Below are 23,338 nucleotides of genomic sequence, written 5' to 3'. Positions count from 1 at the left end.
ATTAGGGAAGACTTGCATCTGACTTGTGAACGTTATAACCTAGAGTTTAAGGGGAATATATATATATACAAGTTGAATATGTTTGTTTATCCATAGAAGATAAATTATTCAGCAAAAGTATTACATAATGTTTCTTGATAACGTTATTAGTTACTAGGGGAACAATTGGGGGTTACACCATGAACTATTTGTCCAATCTGACGTGGCAGGAATACATTAAAGATGCAGTTGACATACTCATCGTTACCTATATTATTTACCATCTAATTCTGCTTGTACGGGGTACAAGAGCGGTTCAACTACTTAAAGGGATCCTTGTGCTCATTGTAATCTGGGCGATCAGCACATGGTTTGACTTATACACGTTAAAATGGCTTATGAACCAAATGTTCACCTTTGGGGTTCTTGCTATTTTCATTATATTTCAGCCCGAACTTAGACGAGCTCTGGAGCAACTTGGCCGCGGTAAGTTGTTTGGCAGAAGTACAGCGGATGAAGAGGAATTTGGCCGAGAAGTCGGCGAGATCATTAAGACGGTTAATTATTTATCACGTAGAAAGATCGGGGCATTAATTGTTTTTGAACGCGATACCGGGCTCAATGAATATACGGAATCAGGGATTCCTGTTCAATCCGTCATTACTTCGCAGTTGTTGATTAATATTTTTATTCCAAACACACCTCTGCATGATGGTGCGGTGATTGTTCAGGATCATAAGATTTCGGCAGCTGCTTGTTATTTGCCACTTTCGGAGAATCCATTCATTAGTAAAGAACTAGGCACAAGACATAGAGCTGCAATAGGAATAAGCGAAGTTGGCGATGCTATTTCGATTGTAGTTTCGGAAGAGACGGGTCAAATCTCACTTGCGATTGATGGACAGGTTGTTCGTGATATTAATGAAGAATCGTTGATTTCTAAATTGTATGTAGAGCTTGGTCCAAATTCCGGTGAAAATGAGAAAAAGCCTTTCTGGAGAAAGTGGGGGGCTAAGAAACATGGATAAGTGGCTTAGTCACAACAATTTCGCCAAAATTATTGCGCTTATTTTTAGTATTATTTTATGGGCGATGGTTCATTTGGATAGCGGAACTCCTATACCTCCAACGACATCACTCAATACTAAAATTATCGAAAACGTTCAAATTCAAGTAGTTGGATTTAATGAGGACAAATACGTACTCTATGATTTGGAATCTGATAAAGTAAATATAGAAGTTAGAGGCAAACGAACGGATATTACGACGAATTTTTCCGATTATAAAGTGAAATTAAATCTGAAAAATGTAAAGCCGGGAACGGTGACACTTCCATTAACTACTGAACTACCGCCAGGGGTCCAGCTCGTATCAATAAATCCATCCAATGTTACTGTAACGATTGAAGCCAAGGAAACTCAGGAGCTTCCCGTTAGTATCGTGACTACAGGAAAACTAAAATCTGGTCTGCAAATGGGGAGTCCTGTTATAGCCCATGAGGGACTAGTTAAAGTAACTTTACCGGAAAGTGAAATAGGTGAAGTGGACAAAGTACAGGGGATTATTGATATTACAGGGTTAGAGGAAACACTGAAAGGCAAAACAGTGAAGTTAGTAGCATATGATAAGCAAGGGAAAGAAATGAACCATGCGGAGGTTAATCCTTCATCTATTGAGGTTGATATCCCGATCAATAAGTTATACAAGAATGTGCCACTAGAGGTTCGGACTACAGGTCAGCTTCCAGAAGGCTACATTCTAGCTAGTATTGTTAAGAATGTTGAAGGAGTTGCAATATACGGCACGAAAGAAGCTTTAGAAGGAATTAACTCTCATTCGGTAACTATAGACCTGAATCAGTTTGTTGGTGGGACTGAGATGAAATACTCTGTAGACTTGACTCCTCCAGAAGGTTTTGAGAAAATCGAGCCTAATGCAGTAACTATTACTGTCATTGCAGAACCTGTCAAACAAAAACTGATGAATGGTATTCCCATTACGTTACTAAATCTAGACGAACAATTGAAAGCGAAGATCACCTCCAACGTAGATAACAAAATATCGTTGACTGTTCTAGGTGCGGAAAAGCTTCTTGAGGCGCTCAAAACGGGTGATATTACAGTGACAGCTGACTTAAGCAATCTGGGTATAGGAACTCACCGAGTACCTTTGGAGGTAAAGCTTCCTAAATATCTTGAGCTTTCCGATTCTGATAAATCATTATATATTGATGTTGAGTTAACCGATAAGTCAGAACCTACGACAACGTTGCCGGAAGATGAACCGGTGGACACTGGGGGAAATGCGACTCATCCGCCTGAAGAAGAGAACCCGAGTGAAAGTAACGGAACTCAGAATGGCGGTTAATAGTTCTCAATGTGGAGCTGTCAAGCTTCACATAACATTGAAGGAGTGAAAGTATAAACATGGGGAAATATTTTGGAACAGATGGAGTACGAGGAGTTGCAAATAAAGAGTTAACCGCAGAGCTTGCCTATCAAATTGGTCGTTGCGGGGGTTATGTACTTACTGGTGAGGTAGCGAAGCCTAAAGTAATTATCGGGATGGATACCCGTATTTCTGGGGTCATGCTGGAATCGGCGCTTGTTGCAGGTCTGTTGTCCATTGGCGCGGATGTAATTCGTGTAGGTGTTGTATCAACTCCGGCAGTAGCTTACTTAACACGTATCCTGAATGCGGATGCTGGTGTTATGATCTCGGCATCACACAATCCGGTTGAGGATAACGGAATTAAGTTTTTTGGTAGTGACGGCTTCAAGTTGTCTGATGAGACCGAATTAGAGATTGAAGATTTACTAGACAAAGATATTGACGAGCTTCCCCGTCCGATTGGGGGAGACCTGGGTAGTCTAACAGTGGATACCGACTCTAAGTTTAAATATTTGGAACACTTAAAAACTACGATTAATTCTTCTTCATTCGCAGGCATCAAGGTAGTTCTTGACTGTGCTAATGGGGCAGCTTACGAGCTTGCACCGATATTATTCCGCGAACTAGGAGCGGAGGTTCACCTGATTGGAGCTTCTCCAAATGGTCTGAATATTAATGATCATTGTGGATCAACGCATCCTGAACATCTTAAAGAGGAAGTTATCCGTTTGGGAGCAGATCTTGGGCTCGCATTCGATGGAGATGCAGATCGTCTGATCGCTATTGATGAGAACGGAGAAGAAGTAGACGGCGATTACATTCTCTGCATTTGTGGAGATGCTATGAATCGAGCTGGCAAACTTAAAGACAGCACCGTAGTCTCTACAGTTATGAGTAACTTTGGATTCTACAAAGCGACGAAGAAGTTGCAACTAAACACAGCACAGACGGCTGTAGGTGACCGTTATGTCATGGCCGAGATGATTCGAGGCGGTTATAACTTAGGTGGAGAGCAGTCGGGACACGTTATCTTTTTGGATTACAACACAACCGGTGATGGCATCCTGACAGGAATTCAGCTGGTGGATACCATGCTGACAGCGGGACAGAAACTAAGTGAATTGAAAAAAGTAATGAAGCAGTATCCACAGGTGCTCGTGAACGTTCGTGTACAGGATAAGAGTAAATATGAGGGTAACTCAGCAATTGAAGAAGCGATTGCCGCTGTAGAGGCTATCCTTGGTGATAATGGCCGAGTATTGGTTAGACCTTCGGGAACAGAATCATTGATTCGGGTTATGGCTGAAGGCCCGGATAAGCAGGAACTCGAGCAGCTTGTGTCGCAAATCGTGAAGGTTGTTGAGATGGAATTGGTATAATAGATAATTTTTTGATATGACCAATAAATGCGCTGCTAGGACGGGATTTTCCTGTTTTAGCGGCGCTTTTTAAATCGCTTGAATAGAATAGGGGAAGATGCACATTGCCAAATCTCTAGTAGGTGCATATAATTATACATATTCAATTACAGAAAGTGAGGGACGTGAGGTTACTGCAAGATAAGCGCCAGAGCTTCATTTCGCGCGTAGGAGATTGTCCATAGCAAGGTGAGTGAAGGGTTCTCGCTTGAGCTAAGGAAAGGTTCCGCGGCAAATGCAAGCTGACGAGGTGGAGGTGTTCGAATGTTCGGCGGGGGCCTCCCGGTATCGCATCTGAACCGTAATCGACAAGTCAAAAGGAATGGGCGACCGTTCTCACAAACTTTTCGGATAGATGCTTGGAATAATATACGAATTAAATTCATGAGTGGACGAAAGAACGCGGAAGAAACGCGGTGGCCGGAAAGAAATGGACATTCATGAAAATAGTCAGAATAAATTCTGAGAATTTGCATTATTTTCATACAACTAAATATTTCAATCTTGGGGTACCGTGTATAGGTCTTCCGCTTCTTTCATCCTACGACTATAAATCTAGGGAATTGAAACGGAGGATATATAAATATGTGTGGTATCGTTGGATATATCGGAAAAAGAGACACGCAGACGGTGTTGATCGAAGGGCTTAAGAAATTGGAGTATCGTGGTTATGATTCGGCAGGGATTGCAGTGTATACCCAAGACGGCCTTCAAATTTCGAAGGCATTAGGCCGTCTTACTAACCTTGAAACGAAGCTAGAAGGTGCTCCATTACTAGGAAGCGCTGGGATTGGTCATACGCGTTGGGCGACGCATGGCAAGCCGTCTGATGTTAATTCGCATCCGCATACCGATCACAGCCAGAAGTTCTCAGTTGTTCATAACGGCATTATTGAGAATTATTTGGATTTAAAAGAAGAATTGATTGGCCAAGGATATAAGTTCGTTTCGGAGACGGACACAGAGGTTATTTCTCACTTGGTAGCCCGTGAGTATGATGGCGACATTGTGAAGGCTGTTCAGAAGGCAATTAGCCATATGCGAGGTGCTTTTGCTCTGGGCGTGCTGACAGAATACGAACCAGAGAAGCTGGTAGCTGTTCGTCAAGCTAGCCCGCTCATTATAGGACTGGGTGAAGGCGAGAATTTTATCGGCTCTGATATTCCAGCAATTTTGAACTATACACGTAAAGTGTATATCCTAAATGACGGTGAAATGGCTGTATTGACAAGAGACGCTGTCGAATTAATGACGATCGAGGGGAATTTTATTTCTCGGGAAATGATTACTGTCGATTGGGACGCGGTTACCGCAGAAAAAGGCGGTTTCGACCATTTCATGCTAAAGGAAATTCATGAGCAGCCTAAAGCATATCGTGATACCATGAGAGGCCGGATTGACGAGTCTGGACAGAGTGTTGTGTTCCCAGGGTTGAATTTGACTGAGGAGAAAATTCGTAGCTTGAATAGTGTTCATATCGTGGCTTGTGGTACGGCTTATCATGCCGGCCTAGTCGGGGGAACGGTAATTGAACAACTCGTTCGCATTCCTGTCGCGAATGACGTTGCTTCCGAATATCGGTATCGTTCACCGCTGATTACGCCTGAGACGCTTGTGATCGTCGTCAGCCAGTCTGGAGAGACTGCTGATACGTTGGCAGCATTACGTGAAGCTAAGCGTAACGGCGCTCATGTACTGGCCATTACGAACGTAGTGGGAAGCTCCATCGCCCGTGACGCGGATGATGTTATTGCTACATTGGCGGGACCAGAGATCGCGGTTGCGTCGACGAAGGCTTATACTTCCCAACTCATTGCATTCTATCTCTTTGGTCTGTATTTGGCACAAGTTCGTGGAACTAAAAGCAACGAAGAAGTAGCTCATGTCATTGCTGCGATGCAATCACTACCGGAGCAGCTCGAGAGCATGCTCGCAAATGTTGAGCCAATCAAAGCGTACGCAGAGGAAATAGCGGTTCACCAGAACTTGTTCTTTATCGGGCGTGGCATGGATTATGCCGTAGTACAAGAAGGCTCATTGAAGCTCAAAGAGATCTCCTATATTCACTCTGAAGCTTATGCTGCTGGTGAGTTGAAACATGGTACGTTAGCACTTATTGAAGAAGGAATCCCCGTTATTGCTTTGGCGACGCAGGAGAACGTTCTAGAGAAGACCGTAAGCAACATCAAGGAAGTGAAAGCTCGTGGTGCTGCTGTTATGGCCATCACTCACGAGGAGCATGTAGCAGACCTGCTCAGATCCGTTGATCAGGCACTCTCGATTCCGAAGACGTTGTCACTACTGACACCAGCATTATCCGTTGTACCACTGCAATTGCTGGCTTACTACACATCGCTTGCCCGTGGCAACGACGTCGACAAGCCACGTAATTTGGCGAAGAGTGTGACGGTAGAGTAGGGGAGAAGATAAGATTCATTTACAATAAAGTCTAGTATTAATTGAATAAGTTAAATACCTAGGGTCGTTTTGAAGCTTATTTTCAGGGCGACCACTTATTTTAAGTGGGGTATAACATTTCTTCAAGCTCATTAATCGCATCATTATTTTATGATTTAATCATATTACGCAACGTAATGAGCAATAGTTATTTTCAATGGTGTTTGGAATGAAAGTATCGTGTCCCGTTAGCATAATCAAGTGATCTTTTTCCTGAAATCGTGGATTATTTTTAGTGGCACAAAAAAAACCCGTAACCGCAAAACCTTGCCGTTACGGGCTTTTTTATATAATGTCTATCTTTCGAATCAAACCACTAATTTCTGTGGTTCATTTACAGAGTGTCGTCCGCTTATCACAAGCATGATTGTAGAAATAGTGACGAGTATTAAACAAAATACAAATGAATAACGGTAACCTACAACACTGGCTAATCCTCCGCCAAGGAGACTACCGATTAGTCTTCCGATCGTTGATGAATTAGAGAAGAGCGTGGATGCATACCCAGGCATGGTTGGAAGCAGATCCTGGATGTAGCTAATGCCAATCGCTGAGATAACGGCAACAAATACAGCGAGCAGGATTTGGGCGGCAAGCATTTGCCACATCTCACCTGAGATAAGGATAACGATATAATAAGCTCCACCCAGAAGAGCACCCCACATCATCAGGATTCGGTTACTATACTTTGCACTGAGTAGACCGAGCATAATCATAAAAGGAATTTCCAGCGCAGCGCAAATACTGCTGACTAGACCAACATCGCTTGTCGTTCCTCCTAGATTGTGTGTAATGAAGAGTGCAGTATTGATGCTGCTCATCCAGTGAGCTGTATACATAAATACCAGAATCAGAAAAGGAAGTAGAATATGACGGTTTTGGGTTAGACGAAAATTTGTTACTTTTTTTACTTCAGTACTACTGGCTTTCAATTCAACATTTGATTTGAGGAATAGGAAAATAAGTAAGGCCACCAGCAGGAAAACTCCGATTGTCCCTGAGAAAATTCCACTGAACCCAACAGCAGCGATGAGTAGGGTACCGATTAAAGGACCTGTAATAAAGCCGAGAGAGAAAGCAGAGCGCAAGGTAGAGTTAGCAAATGCATGATCAGTTAAATTGCTCTTACTCACCGCTTCTCTAGCAATAGCGAACAATTGTGGCATCCCTAGTGCCCCGAGGGCGGTGAATACGGTCATATATATGAACAAGATTGTAAAATCCTTGATCAGTAAGTAACCGCTATAAGCAAGAGCATTACAGATTGTGGAGAATAGGTAAATATTTTTTCGATTCATACCGTGATCAGAGCGTCTTCCGATTAACATACTGATCCATATCCCGGCAATTAACGTGACGGAGAGAAAGATACCAAATACCCCGACGGATACTCCAAGTTGTTCAGTGAAATAAATCGATAAAAAGGGTGCGCTAAGTGAAATTGCCATCCCCTGTAGAAACATACATAAAAAGAGTAATGCATAGGAGGGAATGGAAAATAGTTCAGTAAGTCGTTTGATCATAATCGTAATGTTACTCCTCTATGTTTGTTTAGATAGGCTATCAGGTTATAGTATACTTGAAAAAGATAGGAACAATATATAATGTATTTTACTGACTGGACGATCATCTATCTTATTAAAGGAGAGAATGAAATGGACGTCTTTGCCGATTATCTATCCGGTATTGATAACCCGCAACATCGGGATCGAACGGAAGAAGTTTTGACTTGGGTAACTAAGAAATTTCCGAATTTAATGCCGAAAATGGCTTGGAATCAACCTATGTTTACGGATCATGGCACATTTATTATAGGCTTTAGCGTATCCAAGCACCATTTGGCTATTGCCCCTGAAATAGCAGGGATTAATCATTTTTCTGATGCGATTGTGCAGGCTGGTTATGATCACACTAAGCAGTTGGTACGTATCCAGTGGGATAGTCCGGTTGATTTCTCATTACTTGAGAAAATAATTGAGTTTAACATTGTGGATAAGACAGACTGTTCAACTTTCTGGCGGAAATAGACAGAACCCTCTAGATTAGACACTTTGTGCCCTAATCATTTAACCCCTTACCGTCCAAAATTTGCTGCGTATATTTCTCAATTCTTGACGATCGAGTCTTGGATTGTTTGGGTCCAGAAAAATAAAAAATGTATGCTCTTTGTCGTCCGGGTGTGAGTGCTTCAAATGCAGGTTTCAAAGCTGGAACTTCATCGAATTTACGCTCAAGTTCTTCAGGAATGGTGAATTCTTCATGCTTTTTAAAATCCACTTCCAAACCGGCTTTTTCAACTTCAATGGCTTGATGAATATAGGCTTTCAAAATGGGTTCCAATTCAACTATTTCTTGAACATGGGTGAACCGAATTTGGCGCGCTGCCTGTACATTTTCTGTTTGCTGAATTAGAATCCCATGGGTATCCTGTAACAGAGCACCCTTGTGAAACAGAAGCGCACAATATTCTTTAAATCCATGTATTAAAACGATGTTTTTGTTATCAAACGTGTAACAAGGATGCATCCACTTAAATTCTTCGGTCAGCTCACAGTCAAGAACAATATCTCTCAACTTCTCATATTCTTCCTTCCACTTTTTGGATTTACTTATATATTCATCAACCTTGGAGTTCATTTTGCTATTGTTCATCAAAGAAAATCCCTCTCATCATCATATTGTTTTTTTAAATTTACTTGATTGTTTACTTAGCTTGCCCCTATTGCACCCGCCGGTGGACACGACTACGGTCGCATCGATCATGATCTGGCTCCAATCTTGGCTATATCGAAATATAACCCAAAATGTTTCCTATCTGCGTCTCACAGGTTCAATTGTACTGTTTTTTTATGGAATGTACAGTTTGCGTGAAGAGAGGCAGAAAATGACGAATCTAGCATATCTTCCGTAAATCTTCCTTAGCGGATAATTAATAAACATGCTAATATATTGACAGAAATAAATGAAAACACTTACATATCTCTATTAGGGTGATTATTCCATGATCCTATGCGAAGGGAGGAAGCGACTGCGTGCGGAGGATACTACCCGGGTTAAATTTAAATACGCTGCGGAATCAAATGCTGCTCGGTTTTCTCGCCGTCATGATGATCATTCTGATATTCGTCGGGGCGATTACGTTCCAATCGGTCTCGACGCTGCTCAAGAACAATGCAGAGAAGCATATTCAGCAAACCGCGATTCAGGCCAATGGCCGCCTGGAGGGCATTCTTGAACAGATTAATTCTCTGACGACGCTGGTATCAACCAACGAGTACATACAGAAACTGCTTTTACGGGATGTTGAAGGTCAACCGGCTACCTTTTCGGAACGGCAAGCGCTCCCACCCATTATCAATTTGGTCCAAGTCTACACGGATGGCATCAAATCCGTAGAGCTTTACAACAAAGACGGGGCGAGACTGTACCCTCTCGACGGTAGTACCCTGAGAGATAAGGTATCTGAGGACTGGATCAATCTGGCGACGAGTGAGGAAGGAAGACTCGTCTGGTTTGGTATCGACCCGCTCGATTCTACATCGCTATTGGCGATTCGACAGATCAGTCTTATCGATCGATATTTCACAACGGGCGGATATTTACTCATCCGCTTAGATCGAAGCAAGTTTGCGTTGAAAGGCTCCACGTCTGGTGAGGGTGAAGCAGAAACGTTACTACTTCTCGCTGCCGACGGTCAGTTGATCTCGTCCAATGATGACAGCATTTCACAAAAGACAGCAGCTATGATTCTGGAGGATTCCAGCGATCAGGTTGCTTCTATCGGCAAGCAGTCCTTTATCGTTGTCAAACAGCGGTCTTCAATAACTGGATGGACACTGCTCATACTAACACCGGTTAACGTCATCACCAAAGGCACATCGGTCTTACGGACGACTATTGTGTTATCGGCTATCATGGGTACCTTGCTGTTCATCTTGCTTTCTTTTTTTCTATCTACCTTAATTACAAGGCCTGTGTTCAAGCTGATCAAAGCCATGAGAGGTACCCGTCTTGGCATACTGAAGCCCATCGAAAATGTGTCGTCCACGATGGAAATTAAGGAACTGAATTATTCCTATAACAAAATGGTCGATAACATCAACGAGCTGATCCAGTTGGTTTATGAGAAAGAGTTATCCCGGAGTCACACCGAGTTAAAGGCACTTCAAGCTCAAATCAATCCACATTTTTTGTTTAATACATTGGATGTTCTGTACTGGTCACTATTGGACAAGGATCAAGATCAACTGGCCGAGTATGTTGTCGCCATGTCTGATTTATTTAGGTATACCATTACTGGACCGAGAAAAGGGGAATGGGTGAAGCTGCAAGACGAACTTGAGCATGTGAAGCGATATTTACTTATCATGAAGATGCGATTTGAAGACCGCCTGGAATGGGAAATCGAGGCTCCTTCTGAATTTGCGAACGTGGAGCTGCCCAGGTTATTACTGCAGCCGCTCGTGGAGAATGCCATTTTACATGGCGTCGAGAGCAAGATTGAACCAGGCTGGGTGAAGCTCACGGTTGCTCGCGACGGAGAATGGATCTCCATCACGGTGGAAGACGATGGGGTGGGAATGGATGAAGAAAAGCTACGTTCCCTCATAGAAGGGCTGGATAACGGGAAGGTGTCTTCTTCAAAAGATTCCGGTGTCGGACTCGCCAATGTGCAGAGAAGGCTTCAACTGTTTTTTTCGGGAAATAACGAGCAGAGTGCGGTAATGAACATCGATAGTCGGAAGGGGCAAGGTACTCGTATTAACATCCAAATTCCTACCCGAGGAGGCACAACGTCATGAGAAACCGAACGATTCTTATTGTCGACGATGAACTGAGATCGAGAGAAGGAATGAAGAAAATACTTGAGGTATGGGCAGCTGGTCAATATGAGATTCTCACGGCAAGCAATGGGGTAGCTGCTATGCAAATTCTTGAGGAGACTCCCGTGGAACTCATGATAACGGATATTCGGATGCCGGAGATCAGCGGTCTTGCTTTGGTTAGTCAAATGAGGGAGAAAGGGATCCAACGTCAGCCATCTGTTATTCTCATATCCGGCCATGCTGAATTCGAGTACGCCCAGCAAGCGATTCATTTGTCGGTAGTGGACTATTTGCTCAAGCCAGCCAGCCGGGACAAACTGATCGCATCCGTAGAGAATGCTCTAAAGGCAGGGGAAGAGCAAGAACATATCGTGTTCATGCGGAAGATGACTGATCCACAATTGATGGTTATAAGGAAAGAAGAAGCTGCATTAAGCGATCCGGTCCGCGAGGCGATGCATTATGTGGAAATGCATATAGAGCAGGCGATCAGTCTGCAGGAAGTCGCTGGGCATGTCCATCTGAATGGGAGTTATTTCAGCTCACTTTTCAAAGAGCAATGCCAGATGAATTTCAGCGAATACGTCGCTCGCCGAAAGTTACAGAAAGCAAAGGAATTACTGTTAAAAACGAATCTGCCTATAGCTGAAATTGCAAGCCGTACCGGCTATCAGACCGTTAAATATTTTAACAAGCTGTTTAAAGAGTACGATGGAATGAGTCCGGGGCAGTATCGATCCATGAGGAACGGAACGGAAGGCCATATCCAATAAAGACTAAGGCAAGGGGGGGATACCCACGAAGAGAATCGCAATATATTGTGTCTTATTCCTAGCTTTGTTGCTGATAACGACCGCTTGCAGCGGAAACGAAGAGAGCAACACCAAGAGTGGTGGTGAGAAAATCACCTTAAAAATGATGCATCTATGGTCAGACGGTAACAACTCCGCGCAAAATAAAATGGTAAAAGAAATCATCAGGGAGTTTGAAGAAGCCAATCCGAATATCACGATCACGACGGAAGTTCTTGAAAATGAGCAGTACAAGAGCAAACTTAGGGTGCTTGCCGCATCCAATGATCTGCCGGATGTCGGGTTCACTTGGGCAGCCGGTTTCATGGATCCCTATGTTAAGGGAAACAAGTTTGCGAGCTTGGACGATCTTTTACAGGGCGAACTGAATGGAAAATTCGTAGCTGGCACGACCGAAGCATACTCTTTTGATGGGAAGACGTATGCGCTCCCGGTCGAACTGAACATTGTTCCGGTCTATTACAATAAAGAAATCTTTACTAAATATAACTTACAGCCTCCCCAAACCTTAAATGAACTCAAAGCGATCATCCGAACGCTGAACGATAACGGTGTTACTCCCGTTACTCTTGGTGGTAAGGACGGTTGGCCGGCTTCCTTCTGGTACATGTACTTAGCTGATCGCATCGGGGGACCGGATCTAATGGATAAAGCCGTTGCGGATCAGGACTTCACGGATCCTTCCTTACTTGAGGCTGCAAGACAAGTGCAAGAGCTGGTGAATCTGAACACATTCATTAAGGGGTATAACGGCTTATCCAATGACGAAGCCAAAGAGCAGTTTATGAACGGCAATTCGGCCATGTACGCCGTAGGCACTTGGGAACTGCCTAATTATACGACCGCTACGGACGTATCCCAAGAATTTAAAGCCAAGATAGGTTATTTCAAGTTCCCGACGGTTGCAGGTGGCAAAGGAAATGTGGATGATTGGGTTGGAGGTCCGGGGACTGGATTGTTTGTTTCCAAAAATTCTGAACATACTCAGGCGGCTAAAAGCTTTGTCAGCTTCTTCGTTCAGAAATGGGGAGAGCATTCTGTTGTTGATGCGGGCGTAATCCCCGCTACCAAAGTAGATACCGCGGCCATCAAGCTCCCGCAAATGTTCATTGATCTATTAGACGAATTAAACAAGGCTAATAAAGTAACCCTTTATCTAGATACCCAGATGAAACCAGGCGCTTCGAGTATACACATTAATCAGGTTCAAGCGTTGTTCGGTAAAGCGGTCACTCCGGAAGAATTCATCAAGAAACAGGATGAGGCTCTCAAAGCGGGTAAGTAATGAAACTAAATCTCATAGATAATTGAGGCGCCGAGGTAGAGATACCTTGGTGTCTTTTTTATACCTTGTAAGGAACGGAACCTAAATATAGTGGAAGTATTCCTAAAGATTGGTTCCTTATGCGAGAGGATCATAGGCTCTATAATTATGTATGCGGTTACATAAAACCGAGAAATCAATATAAAAGGGGAGGCTAAGTATGAAACGCATGAAAGGTATGAAACGTATTCTTGTCGGAATCTCTGCAATACTCGTGATGTCATCAGCTCTCACTGCGTGTGGCGGGAAATCAAACACAGACTCATCCAGCCCAAGCTCAAGTCCAGCTCCAGAAACTAACACTGCCGCGGAGCAACCGAAAGAAAAGGGCCCGAAAGTCACCGTCAATCTTTGGAGCTTCACGGATGAGATTCCGAAAATGACCCAAAAGTATTTGGATACCCATCCTGATGCGAATGTGGAATTCAAAACTACGATTATCGCAACCACTGATGGCGCTTATCAGCCGGCTCTTGACCAGGCTCTGGCCGGAGGCGGTAAAGATGCCCCGGATATTTATGCAGCTGAAGGTGCGTTCGTGCTCAAGTATACACAAGGAGACGCATCCACCTATGCCGCCAACTATGCTGACCTGGGCCTTGACGACCAAATGGTTAAGGATGCGGGTATCGCCCAATACTCGGTTGACATCGGCAGTATAGACGGTCAACTGAAAGGTCTCGGCTATCAAGCGACTGGCGGCGCCTTCATCTATCGTCGCTCGCTTGCCAAGGATGTTTTTGGAACGGACGATCCAGCTACAATCAAGAATGAGATTGGACCTGGCTGGGATAAGTTCTTCGAAGCAGCTGCGAAGCTGAAAGCTAAAGGGTATGGCATTGTTTCCGGCGACGGAGATATTTGGCACCCGATCGAGAACAGTTCTGACAAGGGTTGGATTGTTGATGGGAAGCTTCATATCGATCCGAAGCGTGAACAGTTCCTCGATCTCTCCAAGAAGCTGAAAGACAATGGCTATCATAATGATACTCAAGACTGGCAGGAAGGCTGGTTTGCAGATATGTCCGGTACTGGCACTAAACCGGTCTTCGGTTTCTTCGGTCCTGCATGGCTCATCAACTACGTAATGAAAGATAATGTGAAAGATACTTTTGGCGACTGGGCTGTTACTGAGCCGCCGACAGGCTTCTTCTGGGGAGGAACCTGGCTGCTCGCTAACAAGGATGTTACCAAGGACGACGCCAAGAAGCAGGCTGTAGCTGACTTTGTCAAATGGGTAACGCTCGATACTTCTGACACAGGCCTCCAAAGTTACTGGGCTAACGGTACGATGAAAGACGGCGAGCAAGGCACGAAAGATAGCGTTGCATCCTCCGTTGTTATGTCTAAATCGAACGGCCAAATTGATCTGCTTGGCGGACAGAACATGTTCGACGTGTTCGTTCCGGCCAATGCTAACGCTTCAGGTAAGAACTTGACTCAGTACGATGAGACAATAAATACACTCTGGCGTGATCAAGTACGCGAATACAGCGCAGGCAATAAGGATCGCGATAGTGCGCTCGCGGAGTTCAAGCAGCAAGTCAAAGACCAACTTGGCATTGATAGCGAATAAGAAGAAGCTGGAGGGGCGGGGGAGTTCCCCCGCTCCTTTTATATCAATTAGTGAGGTGAGAGCATGCGTCGCAAAAATGTCAACTATTCGAGATTCGGCTATATTTTTACCTTACCTTTTGTAGCTGCATTTCTGATTTTTTCGCTATATCCAATTTTATACACCGCAATTATTGGGTTCACCGACATGAAAGGATTAATACCAAAACCAATCCACATTATGGATAACCCTTTTCAAAACTTCAAAGATCTCCTCTTTGATAATCCCTTGTTCATTAAGTCTCTGCGTAACACGGGACTGCTCTGGATTGTTAACTTCGTTCCTCAGATCGGTCTTGCGCTTTTACTCACTGCATGGTTCACGAATCGGCGCCTTAACATAAAGGGACAAGGAGTTTTCAAGGTTCTGCTCTATATGCCTAATATTATCACTGCGAGTACGATCGCCGTACTTTTTAGCTCTCTGTTCGCGTATCCGATGGGTCCCATGAATAGTTTGTTTCAGATGCTAGGATGGTCCGACGCTCCCATCTACTTCCTACAGAGTAAAGCGACAGCACGCGGTATTGTATCGTTCATCCAATTCTGGATGTGGTACGGCAACACTATGATTATTCTAATTGCAGGCGTTATGGGTATAAATCCAGCTCTCTTCGAGTCCGCAGCGATCGACGGTGCGAGCGGAGCTCAAACTTTCTTCCGTATTACGTTACCGAGTCTTCGTACGATATTGCTGTTCACCCTGATTACATCGATGGTCGGCGGTCTGACGATGTTCGATATTCCGCAGCTGTTCCTTAATGGCGGACCAGACAGCTCCACAACTACCGCAACCATGTTCATCTATGGGCAAGCGTTCAAGGGTAGCTACATGTATAATCGCGCAGCAGCGGCAAGTATGATCCTATTCGTGATCTCAGCGATATTGTCTGGACTAGTGTTCTATCTAATGCGCGATCGTGATGCTGCTAGATTGAAAAAAGCAGAAAAGATGTATAGACGGTCCGCCCATGCAGCAGTTGAGAGGGAGGTGTAACACATGGATAAGACTCAAAGAAGCGGAGCCGTTGGCCTGAAGGTAAGCAAAATTGTTATCTATATTGTCTGTATTCTATTGGCGATTCTCAGCATCTTTCCGTTTTGGATCATGTTTGTAAACGCCACACGCTCATCTGTTGAAATCCAAAGAGGTCTTTCGCTGCTTCCTTCTACCCACTTTATGGATAACTGGCATGTGCTGATCGATAAGAGCTTCGATCCGATTCAAGGATTCTTGAACTCATTCATTATCTCCGGGTCAGCAACAATCCTCACGGTCTACTTCTCGTCCTTGGCAGCCTATGGACTTGTGACCTACAACTGGAAAATGCGCAGTGCATTCTTTACCTTTATCCTGTGCGTAATGATGATTCCTTCTCAAGCAAGCGCAATTGGATTCTATCAGTTTATGTATAAATTGCATTGGACGAACAACTTCCTTCCACTGATTCTGCCTGCGATTGCGGCTCCGGCAGTGGTGTTCTTCATGCGCCAATATCTACTTGCAACGCTGTCGGTAGAAATCGTGGAAGCAGCGCGTGTAGACGGATCAGGCGAATTCAAAACGTTCAACCGAATCATTCTCCCGTTGATGATTCCAGCAGTGGCGACGCAGGCCATCTTTGCCTTTGTAGGTAACTGGAACAACTTGTTCATGCCGTTGATTCTATTGACCAATAAGGATAAGTATACGATGCCGATCATGGTAAGCTTGCTGCGCGGTGATATATACAAGACGGAGTTCGGCTCGATCTACCTGGGGCTAGCGCTGACGGCATTACCGTTGTTTATAGTATACTTCCTATTATCTCGGTATATTATCGCGGGCGTAGCGCTAGGAGGCGTGAAAGAATAATCCAATCAAGCTGGAAAATTTCAACGAAGAGGAGAATCCTACAATGGCAACATACAATGAGCCGTTAGTTACCCATCTCTATACAGCCGATCCCTCGGCTCATGTATTTGAAGGCAAGCTATACATTTACCCATCCCATGATATCGATCACGATGGATCTACGAACGATAACGGCGACCAATATGCGATGGAAGATTATCATGTGTTTTCTATGGAGAATCCGACGTCTCCGTGCGAGGATCATGGGATAGCACTTCATCTTCGGGATGTGCCGTGGGCTTCGAAGCAAATGTGGGCACCTGACGCCGCCTATCGGCGGGGGACGTATTACTTGTTCTTCCCGGCCCGGGATAAGGAGGGAATTTTCCGCATCGGAGTGGCTACTGCGACCTCGCCGGCTGGTCCTTTTCGTGCTCAAGAAAGCTATATTGAAGGGAGCTTTAGCATCGATCCCGCAGTATTCGTTGACGAGGACGAGAGAGCCTATATGTATTTTGGCGGCTTATGGGGCGGGCAATTAGAAAAGTGGCAGACCGACGTCTTCCAACCTGACGCAGAGGAAAAAGGCCCACTTGAACCGGCTTATGGACCCCAGGTGGCGGAGCTCAGTGAAGACTTGCTGTCATTCAAATCGGCTCCGAAGGAAATCGCCATTATGGACGAAGAAGGGAACTCTATTCTTGTGGGGGATGAAGACCGGAGATATTTCGAGGGTCCATGGATGCACAAGTATAATGGGAAATACTATTTGTCTTACTCCACAGGCACGACTCATAAAATCGTCTACGCAGTGAGTGACAAGCCTTGCGGACCCTTTGTCTATCAAGGAGTAATTCTGAATCCTGTCGTTGGCTGGACGACCCACCATTCTATCGTGGAATTTAACGGGAAGTGGTACTTGTTTTATCATGATGCATCTATGTCTGGCGGTGTGGACCACAAACGCTGTATCAAATTTACGGAACTCCATTATGAAGAAGATGGACGGATCCGGACGGTTCTCCTCTGATAGACTTTCCCGTATTCATTTGCACCTTTAATAATCAGTACTATATAAAACAAGGAAAGGTCCCGATGGATTAAATCGGGATTTTTCCTTGTTTAGTGGCAAAAGATAGTTTCATTAGTCACAAATCTACAAATATTCAGAAAATGAATACTCTGATAAACTTAGCAGCAGAATAAATGATGAGTTCACCTTTTTGTAACAGTTCTCAGATTAGAATTATTATAAAATAGCTTGACATATTTCGCGATTTAGTTGAGAATGATTATTAACAAGTGTATTCAAAATGACTGTTTACAGCACATGAATATACTATCCACTACAATAGAAACTAAAAGGAGATATAAAAAACATGTCACTAATTGGAACAGAAGTCCTACCATTCAAAGCATCCGCATTTCAAGACGGTAAATTTATCGATGTAACAGAAGAGAATTTCAAAGGTAAATGGAGTGTTGTTTGTTTTTATCCAGCTGACTTTACATTCGTTTGTCCTACAGAACTTGAAGATCTACAGAACCAATACGAAACTTTAAAGAGCCTTGGAGTTGAAGTGTATTCCGTTTCAACGGATACGCACTTTACACATAAAGCATGGCACGAAAGCTCTGCTGCAATTGGCAAAGTAAAATATATCATGATCGGTGATCCTTCACATGTGGTTTCTCGTAACTTTGACGTACTGATCGAAGCTGATGGTCTAGCAGATCGTGGTACATTCATCATTGACCCAGACGGTATTATCCAAACCGTTGAAATTAATGCAGGCGGCATTGGCCGTGATGCAAGTGCACTCGTTAACAAAATTAAAGCAGCACAATATGTACGTAATCATCCAGGTGAAGTTTGCCCAGCGAAATGGTCTGAAGGTGCGGAAACACTGAAACCAAGTCTCGATCTTGTAGGAAAAATTTAAGGTAGGTAGATAATATGGCACTAGATCAAGAAATAAAAAATCAATTAAAACAATATCTCGAGCTCTTGGAAAGTGATATTGTTCTCAAAGTCAGTGCAGGCTCGGATGAAGCATCTGCTGAGATGCTTGCTCTGGTAGATGAACTAGCGAGCATGTCTTCAAAGATAACGTTGGAGAAGACACAATTAACTAGAACACCAAGTTTTAGTGTCAATCGTGTAGGTGAAGACACGGGGGTAACATTCGCTGGAACTCCATTAGGTCACGAGTTTACTTCATTAGTACTCGCCCTATTGCAGGTTAGCGGACGAGCTCCAAAGGTTGAGCAAAATGTGATTGATCAAATCAAGAACATTCGTGGCGAATACACGTTTGAAACTTATATCAGCTTGAGCTGTCATAATTGTCCTGATGTTGTACAAGCGCTGAACTTGATGAGCGTTCTCAATCCTGGTATTTCTCATACGATGATTGACGGTGGAGCATTCAAAGAAGAGGTAGAAAGTAAGGATATTATGTCAGTACCAAGCGTCTACCTCAATGGCGAATTTTTCGAAAGCGGTCGTATGACGGTTGAAGAAATTCTTGCCAAGATGGGTAATGCACCAGACGCATCTGAGTTTGATAATAAAGAGCCTTATGATGTGCTTGTTGTTGGTGGTGGCCCAGCAGGTGCAAGTGCAGCGATTTATGCGGCACGTAAAGGGATTCGTACAGGTATTGTTGCTGAACGCTTTGGCGGTCAGGTCAATGACACCTTGGGCATTGAGAACTTTATCAGTGTGAAACATACGGAAGGTCCTCAGCTCGTAGCGAATATTGAACAGCAAGTGAAAGAGTACGACATTGATGTGATGAAACTTCAACGCGCTAAGCGTCTAGAAAAGAAAGATCTCATCGAAGTCGAACTCGAAAACGGTGCTGTTCTCAAGAGTAAGACCGTTATCCTGTCGACAGGTGCTCGTTGGCGTAATATGGGCGTACCTGGCGAAGTAGAATTCAAGAACAAGGGTGTGGCTTACTGCCCACATTGTGATGGACCTTTGTTCATCGGTAAAGATGTAGCGGTTGTTGGCGGTGGTAATTCGGGTATCGAAGCGGCAATTGATCTCGCAGGTATCGTAAAGCATGTTACTGTGCTTGAATTTGCTCCAGAACTCAAAGCTGATGCTGTGTTACAAGATCGTCTTTACAGCTTGCCTAATGTAACTGTGCATAAGAACGTTCAAACTAAAGAAATTACCGGAACGGACAAAGTCGACGGTATTTCCTATATTGATCGTGAGACAGGCGAAACACATCATGTTGAATTGCAGGGTGTATTCGTACAAATCGGTCTTGTGCCAAATACAGATTGGTTAGGTGACACGGTTGAACGCGTACGCGGAGAAATCGTTGTAAACAGCCATGGTGCTACAAACGTTCCTGGCGTGTTTGCTGCCGGCGACTGCACTAATAGCCCATATAAACAGATCATCATTTCGATGGGATCTGGTGCTACCGCAGCTCTAGGTGCTTTCGATTATCTGATCCGAAATTAAGCGTTATAGTTAGTATGAGAAATTAGTATGGTATACCCCTTTAGATACGTTTATCTAAGGGGGTATTTTAATGTCAAAATAGTGTGGGTGCTTTTTAAAACTATCGCTATGTTTATGCATACCCATGATGTAAACGTTACGTGTTGAAACCAGGTCGTCATATTAAACTTAAAGTTAATTTAGAAAAAGAAGGCTATCCCAAGTAGGCCATAATTATGGCTGCTACAGGATAGCCTCTTTAAATACATACCTGACAATTAATCTATCAGTCCCAATTTATATTGCAGAAAGTGTGCGAATTGGCAGATTCGTTTGCCTTTATGCACATTAAGGCACTAAGGAGGCCGTCATCCAGTGAAGTGAGGGACTGCTCTTGTCCTCGCATAACTTGAATGAAGTTAAGCAGAAGCTTGGAGTCTCCACCCGAATGTCCATTGGGATCAACATCAAGTTGATGGGTTTCAACTCGAGGTTCATGATGCATATGAATCTCTAATTTATTACTATACCAATCAAATTCTAAAGTTCCTTTATAACCGAGTAAGCGTACTCCCCGTTTAGCTGCACCACGGCGGGCGAAGAAGTTTTGGGAGTAGGAGAGATGCATTCCCGATTCGTAATGAATTAGCGCACTGCCTGAATCTTCGTTCCCTGTATCCTCAGCAAAACTGCAGTACTCTCCAATTTGATTAACGATCGTACTTTCGGCACAAGTATACTTTTCGTCACAGTCCGTACACTTCAGATTGGCGGGTTTATTTCCTTTAAAGATCTGCTTGGATTTCATTGCGCAAATGGCTAGGGGTTTAAGTCCAACCAGATAGTTAATGTAGTCGAAATCATGTGTTGCTTTCTGTAAGAATAAACCACCGGTAATCTGTTCGTCTCGATACCAACTGTGATAATAGACACCGCCGTAAGGAACGTTGTTCACAGCTTGTACGTGTTCTATGGTGCCAATTTTGCCGGAGTCAACTATTTCCTTAGCTAGTTCAACCAAAGCTGTATGGCGTAGAGGAAATGAGACGACCACTTGCGACTTCGAGTCTTCATATCCTGCTTTAAGTCGAGTTAAATCATGGATGTTAGTTGCTACAGGTTTTTCAAGAAAAAGCGGCAAATTCCTTTCAAGTATTTTTAGTGCGATATCCGTATGCAAATCACATCTTGTACCCACCATCACTCCATCTAATTGCATGTGCTGAAGCATGTCATCTGCACTTTCAAAAAAGGTGATTGATTCCGATTCCGATCCTAGATCTGTTCTGATCTCCTCAATACGAGGATCGGCAATAGCGACGACTTTGCAGTCCGTTGAAATTTTAGGCAAAAGATTATATAGAGAGCGAATGCGCAATCCATATCCAATTATACCAATTCTCATAGTGATCCTTCCTCTACTAGCTCAGTTAAAATTTCAGTGATAATCTCTTCGTAATCCGTATTCAATAATGAAAAGAGTTCTTCCCTATTCTTTCTAGCGCTTGGATGGAGTTCATCAATGGATTGCCATAGGAATATTTTTTTCATTTGTTGTTCGAGCTTCTCCCGGTCTCCTCCTTGTTTGATATAGCTATTCAGGATTTCGTAATCCCGAATCCCTTTCTGGAGCAGCTTATATCTCAGCGTAAGCATAGGTTGACCGTTTCTTCCGGGATAGACAAAGTTGGTATCACCCGCAGAGAAGATCGGATAATGATACGTGATTTTGTTTAATGGATCATTTGGCCAAACGGTATAATTCCATCTTAAGAAGCCATCCATGTTCATATGAAAGGCCAGCCAAGGGATAAGCCTGCTTTCTAGCAAGTGAGAGCTAATGAATGTATTAGGAAGCTCAGGAACACAGCAGACATAATAGGTCATGCTACCCTTAATTTCGTTCTTTAATTGTTGTATTTTCTGATACTCACTGGTGATACAGTCTAGGACGGGAACATAATCCACAATACCTTCGATCTTTTGCTCTATGAATGAAGCATGGTTCATGGCTGCTTTATATTTGAAGGAAGGAGCCATTTGCTTAAGCTCGTCAAGTCGTGCCGTATAAAGCTCGATATCCGCTGGTTCATCAGCTGTGACCCGTACCTTGTCGATCCATCCCTGTTGGATGAAATTTTGTTCCAGTGCTTGAACATATTTCGCGAAGTCTTGCTTGTGTTTCATATATTTAAAGGTATTACTGCTCTCATCCCAATACCGGATACGGACTGCATCATTGTAGTCTTCCATCACACCGCCGAATCCGGCATCCTCAATCACCCAAATATTGATTAATCCGAATACTTCAATTTCTTGTGTGATTCCATGCTTCATACCTAATTCAATGTATCGATTTAAGGCATTGAAATCAAAAGACCATTCACCATTGGCTAACAGATTTGCTTTTACGATATTATATTCGAACATGTTTGCAGGGTCGATACGATCATAGCTGGAGAATTGACCTGACCAAGGAATTTCAGAAACGATGACTGATAGAGCTTTTTGCCCGAGATTGGCCAAAGAGGCGACATAGTTATCCATGATGGCAAAATGCTCATCACTCCATAGATCTACGTCGTATTTTCTAGCAATGTTAGAATTGTGCTGCCATAAGTTCAGGTTAAATGAATAATTCTGTGCATCGCTTAGCGTCGTGTTCATGACCTGTATTTCAAATGTTAGTTGTCTAATCAATTCCTCGTCTTCAAACATTCGGTGGCCAAGAACGGTGATCTGAGGAGTGTAAAGGCCAGGCTTAACATCTTTATCGATCACGACTTCGATCCACACGGGTTGAATTCTTCTGCCATCCACATGGATGAATGGTTGCTGTAGAATAATATCAGACTTTAACTGCCGATCATCATCCTCGACAAGTCCAATTAGATTGGCTGTAATGCTCCCTTCCTGTAAGCCAGGAACGTCTACATTCACGCGAACAATATCGATGGCGCCTCTTTCATAGAAGCAAGTGTCCTCATTTACAGATACCAACATTTCCTGCTCGGAATAGACAAGGAGTTGAACGGCAGCTCGATCATTCCTTCCGCATACTAGCGAAATCTGTTTATGCTCGTCAGCAGGAAATCCAGGTTTGTTCAGTACTCCATGTACATACTTATAGCTTGCATCCTCTAAAGCCAGTGATATATTCATCGTAGATCCTCCAACCTATTCAAGTATTTGTCATTCAAAGTATAGGTCTCAAGTGGTC

General features: G+C 43.6%; 18 protein-coding genes. 14 read left to right on the top strand and 4 right to left on the bottom strand.

The window, feature by feature from the left end; all coding sequences use genetic code 11:
* Nucleotides 1-179: 179 nt before the first annotated feature.
* From cdaA to glmS, 4 genes are all read left to right on the top strand, one after another.
* Complete coding sequence (cdaA, locus tag IEW05_RS24260) at nt 180-1,007, top strand: diadenylate cyclase CdaA (protein WP_188542458.1); 828 nt, start codon at nt 180-182, stop codon at nt 1,005-1,007.
* Nucleotides 1,000-2,346, top strand: coding sequence for a CdaR family protein (locus tag IEW05_RS24255; RefSeq protein WP_188542457.1), 1,347 nt, complete (start codon nt 1,000-1,002; stop codon nt 2,344-2,346). The genes cdaA and IEW05_RS24255 overlap by 8 nt, the downstream gene beginning before the upstream one ends.
* A gap of 59 nt (nt 2,347-2,405) precedes the next feature.
* Nucleotides 2,406-3,749, top strand: coding sequence for a phosphoglucosamine mutase (gene glmM, locus IEW05_RS24250; protein ID WP_188542456.1), 1,344 nt, complete (start codon nt 2,406-2,408; stop codon nt 3,747-3,749).
* Between the two features lie 624 nt (nt 3,750-4,373).
* Nucleotides 4,374-6,206, top strand: coding sequence for a glutamine--fructose-6-phosphate transaminase (isomerizing) (gene glmS, locus IEW05_RS24245; protein WP_188542455.1), 1,833 nt, complete (start codon nt 4,374-4,376; stop codon nt 6,204-6,206).
* 347 nt (nt 6,207-6,553) lie between these two features.
* Here glmS and IEW05_RS24240 read toward each other — a convergent pair whose 3' ends face one another.
* Nucleotides 6,554-7,768, bottom strand: a complete 1,215-nt coding sequence (locus IEW05_RS24240; protein WP_188542454.1) for a sugar efflux transporter — start codon at nt 7,766-7,768, stop codon at nt 6,554-6,556.
* A gap of 132 nt (nt 7,769-7,900) precedes the next feature.
* On the opposite strand from IEW05_RS24240, the gene IEW05_RS24235 reads away from it, so the two are divergent.
* Nucleotides 7,901-8,272, top strand: coding sequence for an iron chaperone (locus tag IEW05_RS24235; RefSeq protein ID WP_188542469.1), 372 nt, complete (start codon nt 7,901-7,903; stop codon nt 8,270-8,272).
* Between the two features lie 31 nt (nt 8,273-8,303).
* Here IEW05_RS24235 and IEW05_RS24230 read toward each other — a convergent pair whose 3' ends face one another.
* Nucleotides 8,304-8,897 carry a YdeI/OmpD-associated family protein gene (locus tag IEW05_RS24230; RefSeq protein ID WP_188542453.1) on the bottom strand — a complete coding sequence of 198 codons (594 nt, stop codon included), beginning with the start codon at nt 8,895-8,897 and terminating at the stop codon, nt 8,304-8,306.
* Nucleotides 8,898-9,277: 380 nt separating this feature from the next.
* Here IEW05_RS24230 and IEW05_RS24225 point away from each other — a divergent pair, with 380 nt between their 5' ends.
* From IEW05_RS24225 to ahpF, 9 genes are all read left to right on the top strand, one after another.
* Nucleotides 9,278-11,047: a sensor histidine kinase gene (locus tag IEW05_RS24225; RefSeq protein WP_308420468.1), complete on the top strand. Its 1,770-nt coding sequence runs from the start codon at nt 9,278-9,280 to the stop codon at nt 11,045-11,047.
* The gene (locus tag IEW05_RS24220; protein ID WP_188542452.1) at nt 11,044-11,844 is read left to right on the top strand and encodes a response regulator transcription factor; all 801 of its coding nucleotides are present in this window, start codon (nt 11,044-11,046) and stop codon (nt 11,842-11,844) included. Before IEW05_RS24225 ends, IEW05_RS24220 begins: the two co-directional genes overlap by 4 nt.
* A 67-nt stretch (nt 11,845-11,911) precedes the next feature.
* Nucleotides 11,912-13,168 carry an extracellular solute-binding protein gene (locus tag IEW05_RS24215; RefSeq protein ID WP_229753731.1) on the top strand — a complete coding sequence of 419 codons (1,257 nt, stop codon included), beginning with the start codon at nt 11,912-11,914 and terminating at the stop codon, nt 13,166-13,168.
* 199 nt (nt 13,169-13,367) lie between these two features.
* A complete protein-coding gene (locus IEW05_RS24210; RefSeq protein WP_229753730.1) occupies nt 13,368-14,783 on the top strand; it encodes an ABC transporter substrate-binding protein in 1,416 nt (471 codons plus the stop codon).
* A 63-nt stretch (nt 14,784-14,846) separates the two neighbouring features.
* Complete coding sequence (locus IEW05_RS24205; protein WP_188542451.1) at nt 14,847-15,818, top strand: carbohydrate ABC transporter permease; 972 nt, start codon at nt 14,847-14,849, stop codon at nt 15,816-15,818.
* 3 nt (nt 15,819-15,821) lie between these two features.
* Nucleotides 15,822-16,676: a carbohydrate ABC transporter permease gene (locus tag IEW05_RS24200; RefSeq protein ID WP_188542450.1), complete on the top strand. Its 855-nt coding sequence runs from the start codon at nt 15,822-15,824 to the stop codon at nt 16,674-16,676.
* Nucleotides 16,677-16,719: 43 nt separating this feature from the next.
* Nucleotides 16,720-17,685, top strand: coding sequence for a glycoside hydrolase family 43 protein (locus IEW05_RS24195; RefSeq protein ID WP_188542449.1), 966 nt, complete (start codon nt 16,720-16,722; stop codon nt 17,683-17,685).
* Nucleotides 17,686-18,034: 349 nt separating this feature from the next.
* Nucleotides 18,035-18,598, top strand: coding sequence for an alkyl hydroperoxide reductase subunit C (gene ahpC / locus IEW05_RS24190; RefSeq protein ID WP_188542448.1), 564 nt, complete (start codon nt 18,035-18,037; stop codon nt 18,596-18,598).
* A gap of 14 nt (nt 18,599-18,612) precedes the next feature.
* Nucleotides 18,613-20,139: an alkyl hydroperoxide reductase subunit F gene (gene ahpF / locus IEW05_RS24185; RefSeq protein WP_188542447.1), complete on the top strand. Its 1,527-nt coding sequence runs from the start codon at nt 18,613-18,615 to the stop codon at nt 20,137-20,139.
* A gap of 265 nt (nt 20,140-20,404) precedes the next feature.
* On the opposite strand, the gene IEW05_RS24180 is transcribed toward ahpF, so the two are convergent.
* Entirely contained in the window at nt 20,405-21,523 is a 1,119-nt protein-coding gene (locus IEW05_RS24180; RefSeq protein ID WP_188542446.1) for a Gfo/Idh/MocA family protein, read from the bottom strand.
* Nucleotides 21,520-23,280 carry a DUF4091 domain-containing protein gene (locus tag IEW05_RS24175; protein WP_188542445.1) on the bottom strand — a complete coding sequence of 587 codons (1,761 nt, stop codon included), beginning with the start codon at nt 23,278-23,280 and terminating at the stop codon, nt 21,520-21,522. The genes IEW05_RS24180 and IEW05_RS24175 overlap by 4 nt, the downstream gene beginning before the upstream one ends.
* Between the last annotated feature and the right edge of the window lie 58 nt (nt 23,281-23,338).

It is taken from the genome of Paenibacillus segetis (assembly GCF_014639155.1).
Taxonomy (GTDB): Bacteria; Bacillota; Bacilli; order Paenibacillales; family Paenibacillaceae; genus Fontibacillus; species Fontibacillus segetis.
Note: the sequence above shows the minus strand (reverse complement) of the source record. Positions and strands in the feature narration are given on the sequence as shown.

What these genes read in the sequence shown, in the direction of transcription:
- IEW05_RS24240 (WP_188542454.1), bottom strand. Translation starts at nt 7,768, where the DNA reads ATGATCAAACGACTTACTGAACTATTTTCCATTCCCTCCTATGCATTA.
- IEW05_RS24205 (WP_188542451.1), top strand. Translation starts at nt 14,847, where the DNA reads ATGCGTCGCAAAAATGTCAACTATTCGAGATTCGGCTATATTTTTACC.
- IEW05_RS24200 (WP_188542450.1), top strand. Translation starts at nt 15,822, where the DNA reads ATGGATAAGACTCAAAGAAGCGGAGCCGTTGGCCTGAAGGTAAGCAAA.
- glmS (WP_188542455.1), top strand. Translation starts at nt 4,374, where the DNA reads ATGTGTGGTATCGTTGGATATATCGGAAAAAGAGACACGCAGACGGTG.
- IEW05_RS24255 (WP_188542457.1), top strand. Translation starts at nt 1,000, where the DNA reads ATGGATAAGTGGCTTAGTCACAACAATTTCGCCAAAATTATTGCGCTT.
- IEW05_RS24230 (WP_188542453.1), bottom strand. Translation starts at nt 8,897, where the DNA reads ATGAACAATAGCAAAATGAACTCCAAGGTTGATGAATATATAAGTAAA.
- glmM (WP_188542456.1), top strand. Translation starts at nt 2,406, where the DNA reads ATGGGGAAATATTTTGGAACAGATGGAGTACGAGGAGTTGCAAATAAA.
- ahpC (WP_188542448.1), top strand. Translation starts at nt 18,035, where the DNA reads ATGTCACTAATTGGAACAGAAGTCCTACCATTCAAAGCATCCGCATTT.
- IEW05_RS24175 (WP_188542445.1), bottom strand. Translation starts at nt 23,280, where the DNA reads ATGAATATATCACTGGCTTTAGAGGATGCAAGCTATAAGTATGTACAT.
- cdaA (WP_188542458.1), top strand. Translation starts at nt 180, where the DNA reads ATGAACTATTTGTCCAATCTGACGTGGCAGGAATACATTAAAGATGCA.
- IEW05_RS24235 (WP_188542469.1), top strand. Translation starts at nt 7,901, where the DNA reads ATGGACGTCTTTGCCGATTATCTATCCGGTATTGATAACCCGCAACAT.
- IEW05_RS24180 (WP_188542446.1), bottom strand. Translation starts at nt 21,523, where the DNA reads ATGAGAATTGGTATAATTGGATATGGATTGCGCATTCGCTCTCTATAT.
- IEW05_RS24195 (WP_188542449.1), top strand. Translation starts at nt 16,720, where the DNA reads ATGGCAACATACAATGAGCCGTTAGTTACCCATCTCTATACAGCCGAT.
- IEW05_RS24220 (WP_188542452.1), top strand. Translation starts at nt 11,044, where the DNA reads ATGAGAAACCGAACGATTCTTATTGTCGACGATGAACTGAGATCGAGA.
- ahpF (WP_188542447.1), top strand. Translation starts at nt 18,613, where the DNA reads ATGGCACTAGATCAAGAAATAAAAAATCAATTAAAACAATATCTCGAG.
- IEW05_RS24210 (WP_229753730.1), top strand. Translation starts at nt 13,368, where the DNA reads ATGAAACGCATGAAAGGTATGAAACGTATTCTTGTCGGAATCTCTGCA.